The organism is Nonomuraea phyllanthi (assembly GCF_006334985.2).
Classification (GTDB): domain Bacteria; phylum Actinomycetota; class Actinomycetes; order Streptosporangiales; family Streptosporangiaceae; genus Nonomuraea; species Nonomuraea phyllanthi.
The window spans coordinates 654,909-670,139 of sequence record NZ_VDLX02000001.1 but is presented as its reverse complement, the minus strand read 5'-3'; the positions used below and the strand labels follow the sequence as shown (position 1 = coordinate 670,139).

Below are 15,231 nucleotides of genomic sequence, written 5' to 3'. Positions count from 1 at the left end.
GGTGAGACGACTGCCCGAGCCGCCGGGTTCGTCACATTTACATCACCGGCTCACCCGGCCGACCCGCCGAACGCGTTCCGCACGGGTACGGGGCCCAGCCGCGTCAGCCGCGGCACGCCCGACCCGGCCTTCTTCAGGACGCCGTCCTTGACCAGCCGCAGCGGCGACCCGGCCGGCTTCGGCCCGTCCCCCGTGGTCTGCACGAGCCGCAGGGCCAGCGCGGGGCACATCTCGACGGTGCGCCGCGCCTCCTTGGCCATCCAGCCGGGGACGTTCCTGAACGACGGGAACCCGTAGTCGTCCAGGTCCACGAACTCCGGCAGCAGGTGCGCGCAGAGGCCGTGCCCCGCGCAGCGGGACCAGTCGACCTCCAGGCGGTACTCGACGTCCGCCTCGCGCTCCGGCATGGGCAGCACCCCGCGCACCGGCCGGCCGCACGAGCCGTGCTCCAGGTGGAGCGCGATCTCGCTCTCGAACGCGTCCAGCGCCGACAGCACGAACTTGGCCGTGCCGTCCGGGTGGAAGCACGCCCCGCGCCGCTCGACGCCGCGCACGCAGCGCCGTACGGCGTCCACCGAGCCCGTGCCCTCGACCAGCGCGCACATGGCCCTGGCGATGTCCGGCAGGCCCAGCCGGCACGGGCCGCACTGGCCCGCCGACTCGCCCGCCAGGTAGGAGGCGACCCGGGCGGCCTCGCCGAGCGAGCACGTCGACTCGCCGAGCGGGACGATGATCCCGGCGCCCAGCGTGGCCCCGGCCTGCTTCATGCCCTCGCGCGAGAGCACGGCCGTCGCGGCGGCGTCGGCCGACAGCCACGCGCCGTGGTAGCCGCCGATGAGCACGCCGTCGCCGACCTCGGCCTCGGTCAGCGCCAGCGCGTCGGCCAGGTAGGTGCCGGTCGGCGCCTCGATGACCGCGCCGTTGGCGGCGCCGCCGCTGACGGTGAGCAGGATGGTGCCGGGCTCCTTGCTGGTGCCGACCTCGGCGTACCGCTCGGGGCCGAGCTCGGCGAGCAGCGCGAACTGCGCGTACGTCTCCGTGTTGGACAGCAGGGTCGGCAGGTCGTCCACGCCGCTGACGGCGGCCCGCTTCTTCCTGCCCGGCGGGATGCCCTCCTCGCCGTTGACGGCCCGTACGAGCGCGCCGCCCTCCCCGGAGATGAACCGTTCCTTGATCCCGACCACCCGGATCGGGACGCGGCTCTCCGCGCCGCCCGACACGTTCGCGGCCCTGCGCTCGGCCACGGCGGCGGCGACCGACGCCTCGGCCACCTCGCCCCCGGCCGTGGCGACGACCACCTCGCGGGCGCCCAGCGCCTCGGCGGCCAGCACCGCGCCGTCGAGCACCAGGTGCGGGTTGCGGGTGAGCAGCATGGCGTCCTTGGAGCTGGCGGGCTCGCCCTCGGCGCCGTTGACCAGCACGACGCTGTCGCCGGAGCCGGCCGAGTCCGCGACGGCCCGCAGCTTGCGCGCGAACGGGAACGCCGCCCCGCCCCGGCCGCGCATGTCCACCTCGTTGGCCTGCGAGATGAGCTCGCCCAGCTCGCGCGGCTCAGGAGCGCCGTGGAGCGTGCGGTGCGCGGGAAGGTCCAGCCTGCGGGTGTGGTCCAGCCCGGCGGTCAGCCGGGCCGGACCCATGCGTAACACCCGCGGCACTCGGGCCGGGATCACGGTCGCTCCTTCGCTGTCGCGGGGATCATCCTGACTGCCGACGCGTTCGAGGGCCGGGCCGCCGGTGTGCTCCGGGACCTGGCCGCCCTGGCTGTCGGCGTGCTCGGGAGCCGGGTCATCCGGCCTCCCGGTACCTGCGGCGAGCTTCGGCGAGGCTCACCGGCGCGTTCAGCCCCGCGGCGGCCGCGGCCGGTGCGGCGGCGCTCTTGCGCGGCCGCTCCACGGGCACGCCCGCGGGCACCCCCATGGGGGCGGCCGAGGTGACGGCGGGACCTTCCACTCTCTCGGCCAGGGCCGGCGGCCGGCGCACCGTGGCCAGCACGCGGACGACCAGCGCGGAGCCGACCGCCGCCAGGGAGGCCACGTAGGACCAGGCCACCCAGCCGGCCGGCGGCCGGCCGGCCGTCAGGCCGTGCATGATCGCGACCGGCCAGGCGACGTACGCGGCGGAGTGCAGTATCCGCCACATCCACGGCCTGCTCCGCACCGCGAAGCGCCCCCTCAGCATTCCCGTGGCCACGGCCACGACCATGAGGTCGAAGGCCAGTGTGCCGAGGCCCACGTAGATCCCGGCCACCGGCACGACCGCCGCCCCCAGCGGCACGTGCCCGAGGCTGATCATGAGCGACATGTGCGTGACCAGGTAGGCCAGCCCGATGAGCGCGGTGGCCTTGTGCGCGAGCTGCGCCCTGACCCGGTTGGCCGGCGACAGGAAGACGCGTTCGGTCGTGAGCAGGCCGAGCGCGACCGTCGCGGTCAGCAGCACCAGGGCGAACACGCCCGCGTAGAACTCGAGGAAGCTGACCCCTCGGCCGAGCGTCGCGATGCCGCGTTCCGTCCTGGTCAGCGCGAACACCGACAGCAGGATGGCCGTGATCGAGGCGCCCGCCCCCAGCCGGACGTTCCTGGAGTCCAGCTTGGTGGGGGCGTGCCGGGGGTGTCGTCTGTGGAGCATCTATGGTTCCCTCCAAGGTCGGGTGAGGGTGCGACTCGGAAGGCTGGGACGGCCGCGAGGGCTGTCAGGTCAGCAACGGCGGCCCCGGTTGATGCATGAGACGACGAACTGCATCAGCCGATCGGGCATCACGTTGACGAAGTCGCCGTGGTCGGTGATCGGGTTGTGCTTCTGTTCCGGGAAGGCGTCCACCGCGTACGACGGACCCTGCGGCACGTTGTACGCGAGTGTCATGCGCAACGCCGGGATCGCCCTGGTGCCCTGAGGGCAGGCGCCGTTCTGGTCGGGGAAGACCACGTGCGTGCGGTGATTGGCGCTGTCGGTGTTCTGACCGTCCCAGCAGCTGGGGAAGTCCAGAATACGGAGGACCTGGCTGCCGCGCGGGCAAAGCGTGTATTTGTCGGGACTTATGCGATTTTGGAATCCCGAGCAGCTCCACCCGGCACGGGCGTTCTCGCCGCCGTTCGTGCCCGCCTTGGCGTCACCGGTGATGATCCGCATGAACCTCGGCATCGCGACGACCCTGGAGGTGGCGTTGCCGCGGAACTGGAGGGTCGCGGAGCGGGGCCGCAGCACCTGCCCGACGTTGCCGTCCGGGTCGCCGGTGTTCGCGTCCACCCTGCGGTCCCTGATGACGGGCCAGTAGTAGGTGGATTTGTCGCCCAGCCGGCAGGTGGTTCCCGCCGCGGCCAGGCTCTCGTCCGTGGAGAACGCGTCCGTCGACAGGTTGCCCACGTAGTCGTGCAGGTGGTGGGCGCCGTTCTCCACGCCGGGGGCGACGATGAAGTTGGCGGAGTTCTGGTGGCCGTTGCGGTTCGTCCCGCACTGCGAGACGAAGCTGCCCCTGGAGCCGTTGCGGCCGGTGCGGGCGTCGAGCCGGCGCGCCGCGACCTGGCGGATGTTGACGAAGTCCTGGGGGAACGGGCCCAGGTCGGCGCACTCCTCGGCGTCACCCGACCCGGTGGGCGAGGGGGAGGCGGTGGGCGACGCGGTGCCGTCCGGGTCCTGGGAGCCGGTGGGCGCGGGGGTGGCGCTCCTGGTCGGGCGGCCCCGGCGGGAGAACGTCGAGGCGCTCTCTTCGGGCTCGGGCGACTGGGCGGGGTCCTGCGCGTCGGGGTTCTGCGTGTCAGGGTTCTGGGCGTCGGGGTTCTGGGCGTCGGGGTTCTGGGCGTCGGGGTTCTGCGCGTCGGGATCCTGGGCGTCACGTGACCCGGCGTCGCGGGACCGGGCGTCGGGCGACTGCGCCGGGTCGTCGGCGTCGGGCTGCTGCGCGGGGTCGAGCACCGCGCGGCCGCCACCCTGGCCGAACCCGTCGAACCGGTCAAACCGGTCGCGACCATCCCGGTCCCGGTCCCGCCCGTCGCGGTCCCGGCCCTGCTGATCCTGGTTGCGGCCCTGGTCGTTCTGGTTCTGGTCGTTCTGGCCCTGGTTCTGGTCGTCGCCGTCCTGTCGAGGCGGAGCCTGTGACGTGGCCTCGGCCGGGTCGCAGTGGTCGGCGCGGGCGGGGCCGGCGCCGATGACGGCCGCGGACACCAGCCCGCCGGCCGCCACCGCCAAAGCTGACATGGCCGCGGCCATGCGTCTGGATCTCCTCATGTGTGTCTCCTCGGTTCTACCGCCATGCGAGGGATGGAGCGGGTGAGGGCGTCGGGGGCTCGGGCAACTGACTGTGGTCGACCAGGCCGGTGGACTCCAGGAGCCCCATGTGGCGCATGACGAAGGTGATGCAGGTCTCGGCGAACTTCCTGACCTCGGCATTGCGCGTCCCGGACCGTACGGCCGCGATGACGATGAAGACCTTGCCGTGCGAGGCGCGCAACAGGTTGGCGTAGTCCTTGTCGAAGGCCGGGCCGCTCTCGGCGGCCAGCTGGGCGAGCCAGCGCTGCTGGTTGGCGTTGGGTTCGTCCGGCAGCGCCACGCCGAGCTTCTTGGCGACCTGCCGGGTGATCTGGTCCAGCTTCATGTGGTCCTGCATGATGAGCCGGCCGACCTCCTTCACCCGCTGGGACTCCGCGCGGGTCTCGGAGTACTGGCCCGCGGGCATCTCCCAGAGCCCGGCCTGGCGCACCTTGATGATCAGATCGCGGTCCGCGGCGGTGAGCGGCCCCGAGGACGTCTGAGTCAGCTGGGCGGCCGCGGGATCGATCGAGGGTGGCATGACCAGCACGATCGTCACCGCGGCCGCGACGACGAAACCGCCGAGCATGAAGAGCTCGCCGCGCAAAAGCCTGTGCATGGTCGGAGATACGCGGACTTCTCCGTCCTGGTTCACTCATGGCCGGAGATAGTTAGAAATGACTGGAGTTATCGGAGTGGCTACCGGACTGATAACGAAGGTGTAAAGATGTGCCCCGTGCTAGGTCACCTCGACGGCAGGTTCGAGAGTGCGGATGCCGAGGCGGAGCATCGCATCGCGGTGCTCTACCAGGAGTTCGGCGGCCCTCTGCTGCGCCACGTACGCAAATCGACAGGTAACGACCTCCAGTGGGCCGAGGACGTCGTGCAGGAGACGATTGTCAGGGCCTGGCGAAACTCGGCAAGACTGCAATGGGAACCGAGCCTCATATGGGCGTGGCTACTCACGGTAGCCCGCCGCATCGTTATTGACGGACGTCGGCGGAAGAGCGTCCGGCCTCAGGAGGTCGAGCCGCCCGAAGTCGACATGATGGCTGTCCCCGACGGCTCGGAGCGGGCCTTATCAGCGATGATCGTCGCTGACGCCCTCCGCAGCCTCTCTGAAGAACACCGCGAAGTCATAGAGCAGACCTACCTCAGAGACCGTACGATAAATGAGGCGGCGGAGATTCTGGGGATCCCGCCGGGCACGGTGAAGTCCCGGCTCTACTACGGGATCCGGGCTCTCCGTGAGCTGCTGCGGGACAAGGGGGTAGCCGGCTGATGCACGACGGGGTGGCCGCCTATGTCCTCGGCGTCCTCGATGAGGACGAGCACGAGGCTTTCGAACGCCACCTCGACACGTGCGAGCGGTGCCAGGCGGAGCTCATCGAGCTCGTGGAGCTGCCCGAGCAGCTCGACGAGCTCAAGAACGCTCCTTCAGCCTCCGACGACGACCCTCCGATGTCGATGTCACGTTGACGTCTATGCCCTTTTCGGGTGGTATCGGTACGGCGAGGCTTTCGCGTCCGGTGAAGCGTTACCGGACGGTCAGGGGGAGGTGTGCGGTGGGCATCGACGGTGATGCGCCCGTTCTCCCGCACCTGCGTCTCCGCGGGGCTTCCACGCGCCTGTGGCGCGACTCGACCGGCGATGCCCCCTATCTGCATGAAAAGCCGCCTTCGCACTGTTTCCCCGTTCTGTGGGAACCAAGGGCCTGGCCATGAACGGCCACGGCGTACCCTCACAAAGGAGTGAGACCGACATGCCCCTCGACGAGGCCAAGGACGAGCTGCTCCAGCGAGCCGCGGAAAGCTGCGCGGCCGGCAGCGAGCATGTGACCGCGGAGGAGGCCCTGGCCTTGCTCCGGGTCTACTATCGCCATGTCGCACCGGAGGACCTGCTCGACCGCGACCCCGTTGACGTCTACGGCCCCGCGATGTCCCAGCGCCAGCTGGCCGAGGTCCGGCCCCAGGGCCGGGCGGTCGTCCGGGTCTACACGCCCACGCTCGACGAGAACGGCTGGGACCCCGGCCACTCGGTCGTCGAGGTGGTCACCGACGACATGCCGTTCCTGGTCGACTCGGTGACGATGGAGCTCGACCGCCACGGCCTCGGCACGCACCTGCTGGTCCACCCCCAGATGCGGGTGCGCCGCGACATGACCGGCCGGATGCTGGGCCGCGGCCAGGAGGATGTCACCGGCCAGATGCTGGTCGAGTCGTGGATGCACATCGAGATCGACCGCCAGGCCGACCCCGAGGCGCTCCGGCGGATCGAGGCCGACCTGCAGCGGGTGCTCACCGACGTGCGCCACGCGGTCGAGGACTTCAGGAAGATGCGGGCGCTGGCCGTGCAGACCGCGGAAGACCTCAGCATGAACCCGCCGCCCCTGGAGCCCGCGGAGGTCGAGGACAGCCTCGACCTGCTGCGCTGGCTCGCCGACGGGCACTTCACCTTCCTCGGCTACCGCGAGTACCGCCTGGAGGACACCGACGAGGGCGAGGCCCTGCGCTCGGTGCCCGGCGCGGCACTGGGCATCCTGCGCGACGACAAGGTCGGCTCCGGCAGCTTCTCGGCGCTGCCCCCCGAGGTGCGCGCCAAGGCCCGCGAGAAGCAGCTGCTGATCATCACCAAGGCCAACTCCAGGGCCACCGTCCACCGGGCGACCTACCTCGACTACATCGGGGTCAAGATGTTCTCGCCCGAGGGCGAGGTGATCGGCGAGCGGCGCTTCCTCGGCCTGTTCACGCACGTCGCCTACAACGAGTCGATCTCCAGGATCCCCGTGCTCAGGCGGAAGCTGGCCGACGTGCTCGACCGGGCCGGCCTGGCCCCTGACAGCCACGACGGCAAGGACCTGATCGAGATCCTCGAGACGTTCCCCCGCGACGAGCTGTTCCAGACCTCGCTCGACCAGCTGCTGCCGATCGCCCTCGGCGTGCTGCGGCTGCGCGAGCGCAAGCAGGTCAAGCTGTTCCTGCGGCGCGACGACTACGGCCGCTACATCTCCTGCCTGATCTACCTGCCGCGCGACCGCTACACCACCAAGGTGCGGCTGAAGATGCAGGAGGTGCTGCTGAAGGCGCTGGGCGGCAGGTCGCTCGACTACAGCGCGATGATCGGCGAGTCGGTGCTGGCCCGGCTGCACGTGGTCGTGCGCGGCGAGCGCGGCAAGCAGCTCCCGCCGCCGGGCGTGGACGTGGAGGAGCTGGAGGCGCGCCTGGCGGCGATCACCCGCTCCTGGGAGGACGACCTGGCCGCCGCGCTGGGGGAGATGGCCTCCGAGGAGGAGGCGCTCCCGCTCATCAGGCGGTACGCCTCGGCGTTCCCCGAGGGCTACAAGGTGGACTTCCCGCCCAAGGTGGCCGTCGTCGACCTGCGCCGCCTGGAGGAGATCGTGGCGGCGGGCGACGGCGAGGCCGTGAGCGTCAACCTCTACGAGCCGTACGACGCGACCGAGGGTGAGCGGCGGCTCAAGATCTACAAGGTCGGCTCGCCCATCTCGCTGTCCAAGGCGCTGCCGCTGATCCAGCGGCTCGGCGTCGAGGTCGTGGACGAGCGGCCGTACGAGATCGACCGCGACAACGACCCCGACACCAAGAACGCGTGGATCTACGACTTCGGCCTGCGCTACACGCCGTCGGAAGAGGTCGACAGGAACGAGTTCAAGCGGCTGTTCCAGGACGGGCTCACCGCGCTGTGGACCGGCCGGGTGCAGGCCGACGACTTCAACTCGCTCATCCTGAGCGCCGGGCTGACCTGGGAGCAGGTCGAGATCCTGCGCGTCTACGCCAAATACCTGCGCCAGGCCGGGAGCACGTTCTCGCAGCCCTACATGGAGCGGGTGCTGGCCGGCAACGTGCGGCTGGCGCGGCTGCTGGTGCGCCTCTTCGAGGCCAGGCTCGATCCGCGGCGGACCGACGACGTGCGGCTCGACCTCGCCGAGGCGATCCACGAGGAGATCCTGGGCGCGCTCGACGAGGTGGCCTCGCTCGACGAGGACCGGATCCTGCGGGCGTACCTCGAGATGATCCTGGCGACGCTGCGCACCAACTACTTCCAGACCGTGGACGGGCGGCGCAAGTCGTACATCTCCCTGAAGGTCGATCCGCAGGCGATCAGCGTGCTGCCGCTGCCGCGGCCCAAGTTCGAGATCTTCGTGTACTCGCCGCGGGTCGAGGGCGTGCACCTGCGCTTCGGGAAGGTGGCGCGGGGCGGTCTGCGGTGGTCCGACCGGATGGAGGACTTCCGTACGGAGATCCTCGGCCTGGTGAAGGCACAGATGGTGAAAAATACCGTCATCGTGCCCACTGGGTCTAAGGGCGGGTTTGTCGTGAAACAGCCTCCGGCGTCCGGGACGCGGGAGGACGTGCTCGCCGAGGGCGTGGCCTGCTACCGCACGTTCATCTCCGGGCTGCTCGACGTGACCGACAACCTGGTGAACGGCAAGGTCGTGCCGCCGCCCGACGTGGTCAGGCACGACGGCGACGACACCTACCTCGTGGTCGCCGCCGACAAGGGCACCGCGACGTTCTCCGACATCGCCAACGGCGTGGCCAAGGAGTACGGCTTCTGGCTGGGCGACGCGTTCGCCTCCGGCGGCTCGGTCGGCTACGACCACAAGGCCATGGGCATCACTGCCCGCGGCGCCTGGGAGTCGGTCAAGTACCACTTCAGGACCATGGGCGTGGACGTGCAGAGCACCGACTTCACGGTGGCCGGCATCGGCGACATGTCCGGCGACGTGTTCGGCAACGGCATGCTGCTGTCCCAGCACATCCGGCTGGTGGCCGCGTTCGACCACCGGCACATCTTCGTCGACCCCGACCCCGACGCGGCCCGCTCGTTCGCCGAGCGGCAGCGGCTCTTCCAGCTGCCGCGCAGCTCGTGGGAGGACTACGACACCAAGCTGATCTCGGCCGGCGGCGGCGTCTTCCCGCGTACGGCCAAGTCCGTGCCGATCACGCCGCAGATGCGCGAGGCGCTCGGCATCGCGGCCGGTGTCGCGGCGCTGTCGCCGAACGACCTGATCAGCGCCATCCTGCGGGCTCCGGTCGACCTGCTGTGGAACGGCGGCATCGGCACGTACGTCAAGGCCGGCGCCGAGTCCCACGCCGACGTGGGCGACAAGGCCAACGACGCGCTGCGCGTCGACGCGGGAGAGCTGCGCTGCAAGGTCGTCGGCGAGGGCGGCAACCTGGGGTTCACCCAGCTCGCCAGGATCGAGTTCGCGCGCAACGGCGGGCTGATCAACACCGACTTCATCGACAACTCGGCCGGCGTGGACACCTCCGACCACGAGGTGAACATCAAGATCCTGCTCGACCAGGTCGTACGCGACGGCGAGATGACCGACAAGCAGCGCAACCAGGTCTTCACCTCGATGACCGACGAGGTGGCCGACCTGGTGCTGCGTGACAACCACGCCCAGAACGTGGTCCTCGCCGCCACCCGTTCCCAGAGCGTCGAGATGCTCCACATCCACGCCCGCTACCTGCGGCGCCTGGAGCGCGAAGGGCTGGTCAACCGGGAGCTGGAGTTCCTGCCCTCGGACAAGACGCTGGCCGAGCGCCGCCAGGCCCGGCTGGGGCTGACCGCGCCGGAGTTCTCCGTCCTGCTGGCCTACACCAAGCTGGTGGTGGACGCCGAACTCCTGGCCTCCGACCTGCCGGACGACCCCTACCTGGCCTCGTGGCTGGTGTCGTACTTCCCGTCGGCCCTGCGCGAGCGCTTCCGGCCGTACATGGACTCCCACCCGCTGCGCCGCGAGATCATCACCACCTGCGTGGTGAACGAGCTGGTCAACTCCATGGGCACCACGTTCATGTACCGCTTCGGGGAGGAGACCGGGGCCTCGACCTCCGACATCGTGCGCGCCTACCTGGTGACGCGCGAGGTGTTCGACCTGGCCGGCTTCCACCGGGTGGTCGAGTCGCTGGAGAACAAGGTCGACACGGCGACGCAGATCGCCATGCTGCTGGAGGCCCGCAAGCTCGCCGAGCGCGGCACCCGCTGGCTGCTGATCAACCGCCGGCCGCCGCTGGACCTCGCCGGGTCGGTCAGCTTCTTCGTCAAGGGCGTCAACGGCCTGCTGTCCCACATCCCCAAGCTGCTGACGGGGCCCGACCTGAGCGCCTACGAGGAGCGCCGCGACGCGTTCACGGCCAGGGGCGTGCCGCTGGAGCTGGCCGAGCGGGTGGCCGCGATGGTGCCCGCGTACTCGACGCTGGACCTGGTGGAGGTGGCCTCGGTGACGGGCCGTCCGGTCAACGAGGTGGCGGAGGTCTACTTCGACCTGGCCGACCGGCTCCAGCTGGCCCGGCTCAGGGAGCGCATCATCGCGCTGCCGCGCGACAACCGGTGGAACTCCATGGCGCGCTCCGCGCTGCGCGACGACCTCTACGCCGCGCACGCCTCGCTGACCCGTGACGTGCTGGCCCACAGCACGCCCGGGCTGCCCCCGGAGCAGCGGCTGGCCAGGTGGAGCGAGGCCAACTCGGCGGCGGTCTCACGGGCCCGCCAGACGCTGTCGGAGATCTGGGAGAGCGACAACTTCGATCTGGCCACCCTGTCGGTCGCCCTGCGCGCCATCCGCACCCTGGTGGCGTCGAGCAACCTGCCCCACACGGAGGCCTAGGACGCGGCACCGGCCCCCTCCGTCCGCGTGCGGCGGGAGGGGCCGGTTACCAGCTGCCGGCGGCCAGGGGCTGCCGCACGTCCGCCATCAGGGCGGTCCGGTCCACTCCCGCCAGGGCGAGCGCGCGCGGCACGGTGCCCAGCTCGGCCTCCAGGATGCCGAGCAGCAGGTGGCCGGGCCGCAGGTCCCTCTTGCCCGTGGCGGCGGCGATGGCGCGTTCGATGGCGAGGCGGGCCGAGGCTCCCAGACGCGGGCGGCGGTCGGGGTCGCGGCTGGGCGTCGGGAGGTCGTAAGCGGCCAGGGACACCCCGGCCGCGCTCAGGCTGTGCTCGAACTCGCGGTCCAGCGCGGCCCTGATGGCCTGCCGGTCGAGGCCCGCGGAGCCCAGCGCCGCGTGGGCGGCCGTGCCCTCGTGGGAGGCGAGCGCCAGCAGCAGGTGATGGGCCTCGGTGTCGGCGGAGCCGTCCTCCTGGGCCTCGGCCATGCCCTGCCGGATGATCGCGTCGATGTAGTGGTCGATCTTGCTCACTGTCGTCTCCTCAGCGCGACACCGGCCGCGATGAGCCGCTTCGCGTGCTTCTTGTGCACGGCCTGGCGCGTGACGCCGAGCGCCTCGGCGACCTCGGGCCAGCTCCAGCCCGCGCGCATGGCCTGCTCGACGGCCGCGTCCTCGAGTCGGTCGGCCAGCCGCCGCAGCGCGACCACCGCCGCCAGCGCGTCGTCGGGCTCATGCACGACAGGGGTCTCATCAGCCGCCATATAAGCAACTTTAGTTGACTATTTCCATCGTGGTCAACCAAGGGCCGCTGACGAGGTGAACGCATGGCCGAAGAAGCAGGCCCAGGTTGCGCGTCGTCACGGCGAGCGACCCACGAGCCTTCACGACCGGCCATGACAGACGGTGACCTGGGTCGGCGCGTGCGGCCCACCGTGCGGAGCCGTAACGGACGGGGCTTGTAGGGCGGGGCAGTGACTATTGGCCGGACGCCCGGGTGAGTGCGCCGTCGTAGGCGATGACGGCGGCTGGGGCGGGGGACTTCAGGGAGGGGACGACAGTCGCGTACTGGTGCGTTTCGGTGAGTTTCATGGTGCGGCGCAGCACCTGGGAGCTGATCGCCCATCGCGCCGACTCCGGCACCGGGATGTAGTCGTCCTCGGCCGTCTTCGTCGTCGTGGTCGTCGTGCGCGTCAGGGAGTACTGGATCAGCGCCCCGCCGTCCTCGGTGCGCAGCGCGTAGACCGGGTAGTTGTCGGCGCTGAAGATCGAGTCGTAGCTGAACCCGTCGCTCTTCGCCTGCTCGCGTAGGTCGGCGATCTGCTCGGCCACCTCCGTCGTGTGCGGCCCCGCCGCCACGAGGCCGCCGGTGACCCCCGACGAGCCCGTCTCGGCCACGCTGGCGTGGACGGGGCCCATGAACTGCGGGCTGATCGTGACCGACTTGTCGTCGGGCGCCACCGCGGTCGCGTAGCCGTCGGCGTCGAGCTGGATCTCCGGCAGTTTCTCCCCCGGCACGAGCCGGGCGGCCGAGCTGATCCGCCAGCGATCGCCCTTGGCGAACGTGACCAGCGTCGGCGTGCCGTCGCGCGTCGCCAGCGCGCTGAACCAGGGCGACCGCTCGCCCTGCCCGAAGCGCGGCACGAACAGCGTCGGCGGCCCCCATCGGTAGCGGGGCGGCGCGTAGTCGTGCGCCAGGTACGCCGCCACGGTGAGCGGCGTCTGCCCGCCGGTCGTGAGATTGAGTGCCAGCTCCAGCCGCCCGTGCAGGTCGCTCTCGGCCCGCAGCGTGTCGCTCGTGACGGTGACCGTGGAGAACACCTCGGCGGCCTCGTCGAGCGTCACGGCGGGCGGGGGAGCGGAGGGCGAGGCGGAGGCGGAGGAGGTCGCGGCGGCCTTGGAGGGCTGGGGCTGGGCATCGCCCGAGCAGGCGGTCGCCGCGGCCAGGACGCCGGCGGCGAGCGCCAGCACCTTCCGCCGCCCGTATGCACGCACCCGGCCATGTTATTCGCGCCCGGGCCGAGCCGGGCCCTGAGCCGCCCATTCGACGCACGGAAGCCGTGAGTGGGATGGAGGGCGTAGCCCTCAGGGGGAAGTAGGCTAGGGAGACGTGGCAGGCATCGATCCGGCAGAAGAGATCAACGAGCTCGCGGGCACGCTCCGCAGCATCCAGGACGTGCTCGACCTCGACGCGATGCGCAAGCAGATCGAGGAGCTGGAGCAGCAGGTTGCCGCGCCCGACCTGTGGGACGACCCCGAGCAGGCCCAGAAGGTCACGAGCAGGCTGTCCCACCTGCAGGGCGAGCTCAACCGTGTCGAGGGCGTCGCGCGGCGCCTCGACGACCTGACGGTCCTCTACGAGCTGGCGGCCGAGGAGGGCGACGACGACACGCGCGCCGAGGCCGACAAGGAGCTCGAGTCGCTCAAGTCCGACATCGGCGCCATGGAGGTGCGCACTCTCCTGTCGGGCGAGTACGACTCCCGCGAGGCGCTGCTCACGATCAACTCCCAGGCGGGCGGCGTGGACGCCGCCGACTTCGCCGAGATGCTGCTGCGCATGTATCTGCGGTGGGCCGAGCGCAAGGGCTACGCCACCGAGGTCTACGACACCTCCTACGCGGAGGAGGCCGGCATCAAGTCGGCCACGTTCACGATCAAGGCGCCCTACGCCTACGGCACGCTCCGCGGCGAGCACGGCACTCACCGGCTGGTCCGCATCAGCCCGTTCGACAACCAGGGGCGCAGGCAGACCTCGTTCGCCGGGGTCGACATCGTGCCGGTCGTGGAGCAGACCGACCACATCGACATCAACGAGGACGAGATCCGCGTCGACGTCTACCGGTCGAGCGGGCCCGGCGGCCAGGGCGTCAACACGACCGACTCGGCGGTGCGCATCACGCACCTGCCGACCGGCATCGTCGTCTCCTGCCAGAACGAGCGCTCGCAGCTGCAGAACCGCGCCACCGCCATGAACGTGCTCCAGGCCAAGCTGCTGGAGCGCAAGCGGCAGGAGGAGGCGGAGAAGATGTCGGAGCTGCGCGGCGCGTCCACGACGTCCTGGGGCACGCAGATCCGCAACTACGTGCTGCACCCGTACCAGATCGTGAAGGATCTGCGCACGGGCACCGAGGCGGGCAACCCGTCGGCGGTGCTCGACGGCGACCTCGACGCCTTCATCGAGGCGGAGATCCGCTGGATGCGCCGCCAGGAGTCGGGCGGTGCCCAGGAGGCGTCCTAGGGCCGCTGGTCCTGGGGCCCGCTGAAGGGGCCGCTACGCGCCGCTGAGGTGCTTGACGGCGAGCGTCACGAAGAGCAGGACGAGCAGCAGCAGGGCGATGGCGGCGGGTGAGAGCCCGCCGAAGCCGTGCTGGTGCATCCGCTGCCGGCTGGCGCGGCAGGTGGGGCAGCGGCCCTCGATCACGGGGTGGGCGCACTGCGCGCATACGAGGTGTTCACAACTCATGACAGCCCCAAGTCTAGCCGCACAATCGTTTTGTTTCCGTTATGGACTTTCCAGCCCAGTCTTCCCCCTAGACTGTCGTCTGGCCAATCGGAACGTCGATCAACAGTAAAGAACGCGTACCCGAGCGGCCGGTGGCGGGAACTGGGCATGTGCCACCCTCGCTTCCGTCCTGACCCCTAGACTGGCATGCCGTGATGCTCTCGTGATCCATTTCGATAATGTCACCAAGGTCTACGCGAACCAGAACCGTGCCGCCCTCGACCACGTATCCGTAGACGTGGACAAGGGTGAGTTCGTGTTCCTCGTCGGTCCCTCGGGATCAGGCAAGTCCACATTCCTCCGTCTGATCCTCAAGGAGGAGCGGCCCAACTCCGGCGCCATCCACGTCGCCGGCAAGGACCTGGCCCGCCTCTCCAACTTCAAGGTGCCGCACCTGCGCCGCCGCATCGGCTGCGTGTTCCAGGACTTCAGGCTCCTCCCCAACAAGAACGTCTACGAGAACGTGGCGTTCGCCCTCGAGGTCATCGGAAAGCCCCGGCGGTTCATCCGCAAGGTGGTTCCCGAGGTCATCGAGCTGGTGGGTCTCGAAGGCAAGGCCCACCGCATGCCCGACGAGCTGTCCGGCGGCGAGCAGCAGCGCGTCGCCATGGCCCGCGCCTTCGTCAACCGGCCGATGATCCTGCTGGCCGACGAGCCGACGGGCAACATCGACCCCGCGACGAGCATCGGCATCATGAAGGTGCTCGACCGGATCAACAGGACTGGCACCACGGTCGTCATGGCCACGCACGACGCGGCCATCGTCGACTCCATGCGCAAGCGCGTGGTGGAACTGGAGGACGGCAAGATCGTCCGTGACCAGTCGCGTGGCGTGTACGGCCAGGCGTACTGACA

13 protein-coding genes are annotated in these 15,231 nt (G+C 70.3%); 5 read left to right on the top strand and 8 right to left on the bottom strand.

Going from position 1 to position 15,231, the window contains the following annotated elements; translation table 11 throughout:
• Positions 1-50 precede the first annotated feature (50 nt).
• The 4 genes from FH608_RS03165 to FH608_RS03150 form a co-directional block, all read right to left on the bottom strand.
• On the bottom strand, positions 51-1,670 hold the full coding sequence (locus tag FH608_RS03165) for an NADH-ubiquinone oxidoreductase-F iron-sulfur binding region domain-containing protein (RefSeq protein ID WP_317135544.1): 1,620 nt from the start codon (positions 1,668-1,670) through the stop codon (positions 51-53).
• Positions 1,671-1,785: 115 nt separating this feature from the next.
• Positions 1,786-2,625, bottom strand: coding sequence for a ferric reductase-like transmembrane domain-containing protein (locus FH608_RS03160; protein WP_139628245.1), 840 nt, complete (start codon positions 2,623-2,625; stop codon positions 1,786-1,788).
• Between the two features lie 69 nt (positions 2,626-2,694).
• Entirely contained in the window at positions 2,695-4,221 is a 1,527-nt protein-coding gene (locus FH608_RS53715) for a DUF1996 domain-containing protein (protein WP_264372873.1), read from the bottom strand.
• A 16-nt stretch (positions 4,222-4,237) separates the two neighbouring features.
• Positions 4,238-4,861 (bottom strand): DUF4142 domain-containing protein, encoded by a 624-nt coding sequence (locus FH608_RS03150; protein ID WP_139628244.1) that lies wholly within the window; start codon positions 4,859-4,861, stop codon positions 4,238-4,240.
• A 117-nt stretch (positions 4,862-4,978) separates the two neighbouring features.
• Here FH608_RS03150 and FH608_RS03145 point away from each other — a divergent pair, with 117 nt between their 5' ends.
• From FH608_RS03145 to FH608_RS03135, 3 genes are all read left to right on the top strand, one after another.
• Positions 4,979-5,524 carry a sigma-70 family RNA polymerase sigma factor gene (locus tag FH608_RS03145; RefSeq protein WP_139628243.1) on the top strand — a complete coding sequence of 182 codons (546 nt, stop codon included), beginning with the start codon at positions 4,979-4,981 and terminating at the stop codon, positions 5,522-5,524.
• Positions 5,524-5,721, top strand: coding sequence for a zf-HC2 domain-containing protein (locus FH608_RS03140; protein ID WP_139628242.1), 198 nt, complete (start codon positions 5,524-5,526; stop codon positions 5,719-5,721). Before FH608_RS03145 ends, FH608_RS03140 begins: the two co-directional genes overlap by 1 nt.
• Before the next feature lie 283 nt (positions 5,722-6,004).
• Positions 6,005-10,879: an NAD-glutamate dehydrogenase gene (locus FH608_RS03135; RefSeq protein WP_139628241.1), complete on the top strand. Its 4,875-nt coding sequence runs from the start codon at positions 6,005-6,007 to the stop codon at positions 10,877-10,879.
• Between the two features lie 46 nt (positions 10,880-10,925).
• Here FH608_RS03135 and FH608_RS03130 read toward each other — a convergent pair whose 3' ends face one another.
• The 3 genes from FH608_RS03130 to FH608_RS03120 all read right to left on the bottom strand — a co-directional run bounded on the left by FH608_RS03130 (position 10,926) and on the right by FH608_RS03120 (position 12,869).
• Complete coding sequence (locus FH608_RS03130; RefSeq protein WP_139628240.1) at positions 10,926-11,408, bottom strand: Clp protease N-terminal domain-containing protein; 483 nt, start codon at positions 11,406-11,408, stop codon at positions 10,926-10,928.
• A complete protein-coding gene (locus tag FH608_RS03125; protein WP_139628239.1) occupies positions 11,405-11,638 on the bottom strand; it encodes a hypothetical protein in 234 nt (77 codons plus the stop codon). The genes FH608_RS03130 and FH608_RS03125 overlap by 4 nt, the downstream gene beginning before the upstream one ends.
• A gap of 214 nt (positions 11,639-11,852) precedes the next feature.
• Entirely contained in the window at positions 11,853-12,869 is a 1,017-nt protein-coding gene (locus tag FH608_RS03120) for a hypothetical protein (RefSeq protein WP_193318203.1), read from the bottom strand.
• A gap of 115 nt (positions 12,870-12,984) precedes the next feature.
• Between FH608_RS03120 and prfB the strand changes: the two genes are divergently transcribed.
• Positions 12,985-14,112, top strand: a complete 1,128-nt coding sequence (gene prfB, locus FH608_RS03115; RefSeq protein ID WP_139628237.1) for a peptide chain release factor 2 — start codon at positions 12,985-12,987, stop codon at positions 14,110-14,112.
• Positions 14,113-14,145: 33 nt separating this feature from the next.
• Here the strand turns inward: prfB and FH608_RS03110 are convergent, their stop codons facing one another.
• The gene (locus FH608_RS03110; protein WP_139628236.1) at positions 14,146-14,337 is read right to left on the bottom strand and encodes a hypothetical protein; all 192 of its coding nucleotides are present in this window, start codon (positions 14,335-14,337) and stop codon (positions 14,146-14,148) included.
• Positions 14,338-14,539: 202 nt separating this feature from the next.
• Between FH608_RS03110 and ftsE the strand changes: the two genes are divergently transcribed.
• The gene (gene ftsE / locus FH608_RS03105; protein WP_090930082.1) at positions 14,540-15,229 is read left to right on the top strand and encodes a cell division ATP-binding protein FtsE; all 690 of its coding nucleotides are present in this window, start codon (positions 14,540-14,542) and stop codon (positions 15,227-15,229) included.
• Positions 15,230-15,231 lie beyond the last annotated feature (2 nt).

Coding starts and splice junctions, on each gene's coding strand:
- FH608_RS03110 (WP_139628236.1), bottom strand. CDS start 14,337: ATGAGTTGTGAACACCTCGTATGCGCGCAGTGCGCCCACCCCGTGATC.
- FH608_RS03160 (WP_139628245.1), bottom strand. CDS start 2,625: ATGCTCCACAGACGACACCCCCGGCACGCCCCCACCAAGCTGGACTCC.
- FH608_RS03140 (WP_139628242.1), top strand. CDS start 5,524: ATGCACGACGGGGTGGCCGCCTATGTCCTCGGCGTCCTCGATGAGGAC.
- FH608_RS03135 (WP_139628241.1), top strand. CDS start 6,005: ATGCCCCTCGACGAGGCCAAGGACGAGCTGCTCCAGCGAGCCGCGGAA.
- FH608_RS53715 (WP_264372873.1), bottom strand. CDS start 4,221: ATGAGGAGATCCAGACGCATGGCCGCGGCCATGTCAGCTTTGGCGGTG.
- FH608_RS03150 (WP_139628244.1), bottom strand. CDS start 4,861: ATGCACAGGCTTTTGCGCGGCGAGCTCTTCATGCTCGGCGGTTTCGTC.
- FH608_RS03125 (WP_139628239.1), bottom strand. CDS start 11,638: ATGGCGGCTGATGAGACCCCTGTCGTGCATGAGCCCGACGACGCGCTG.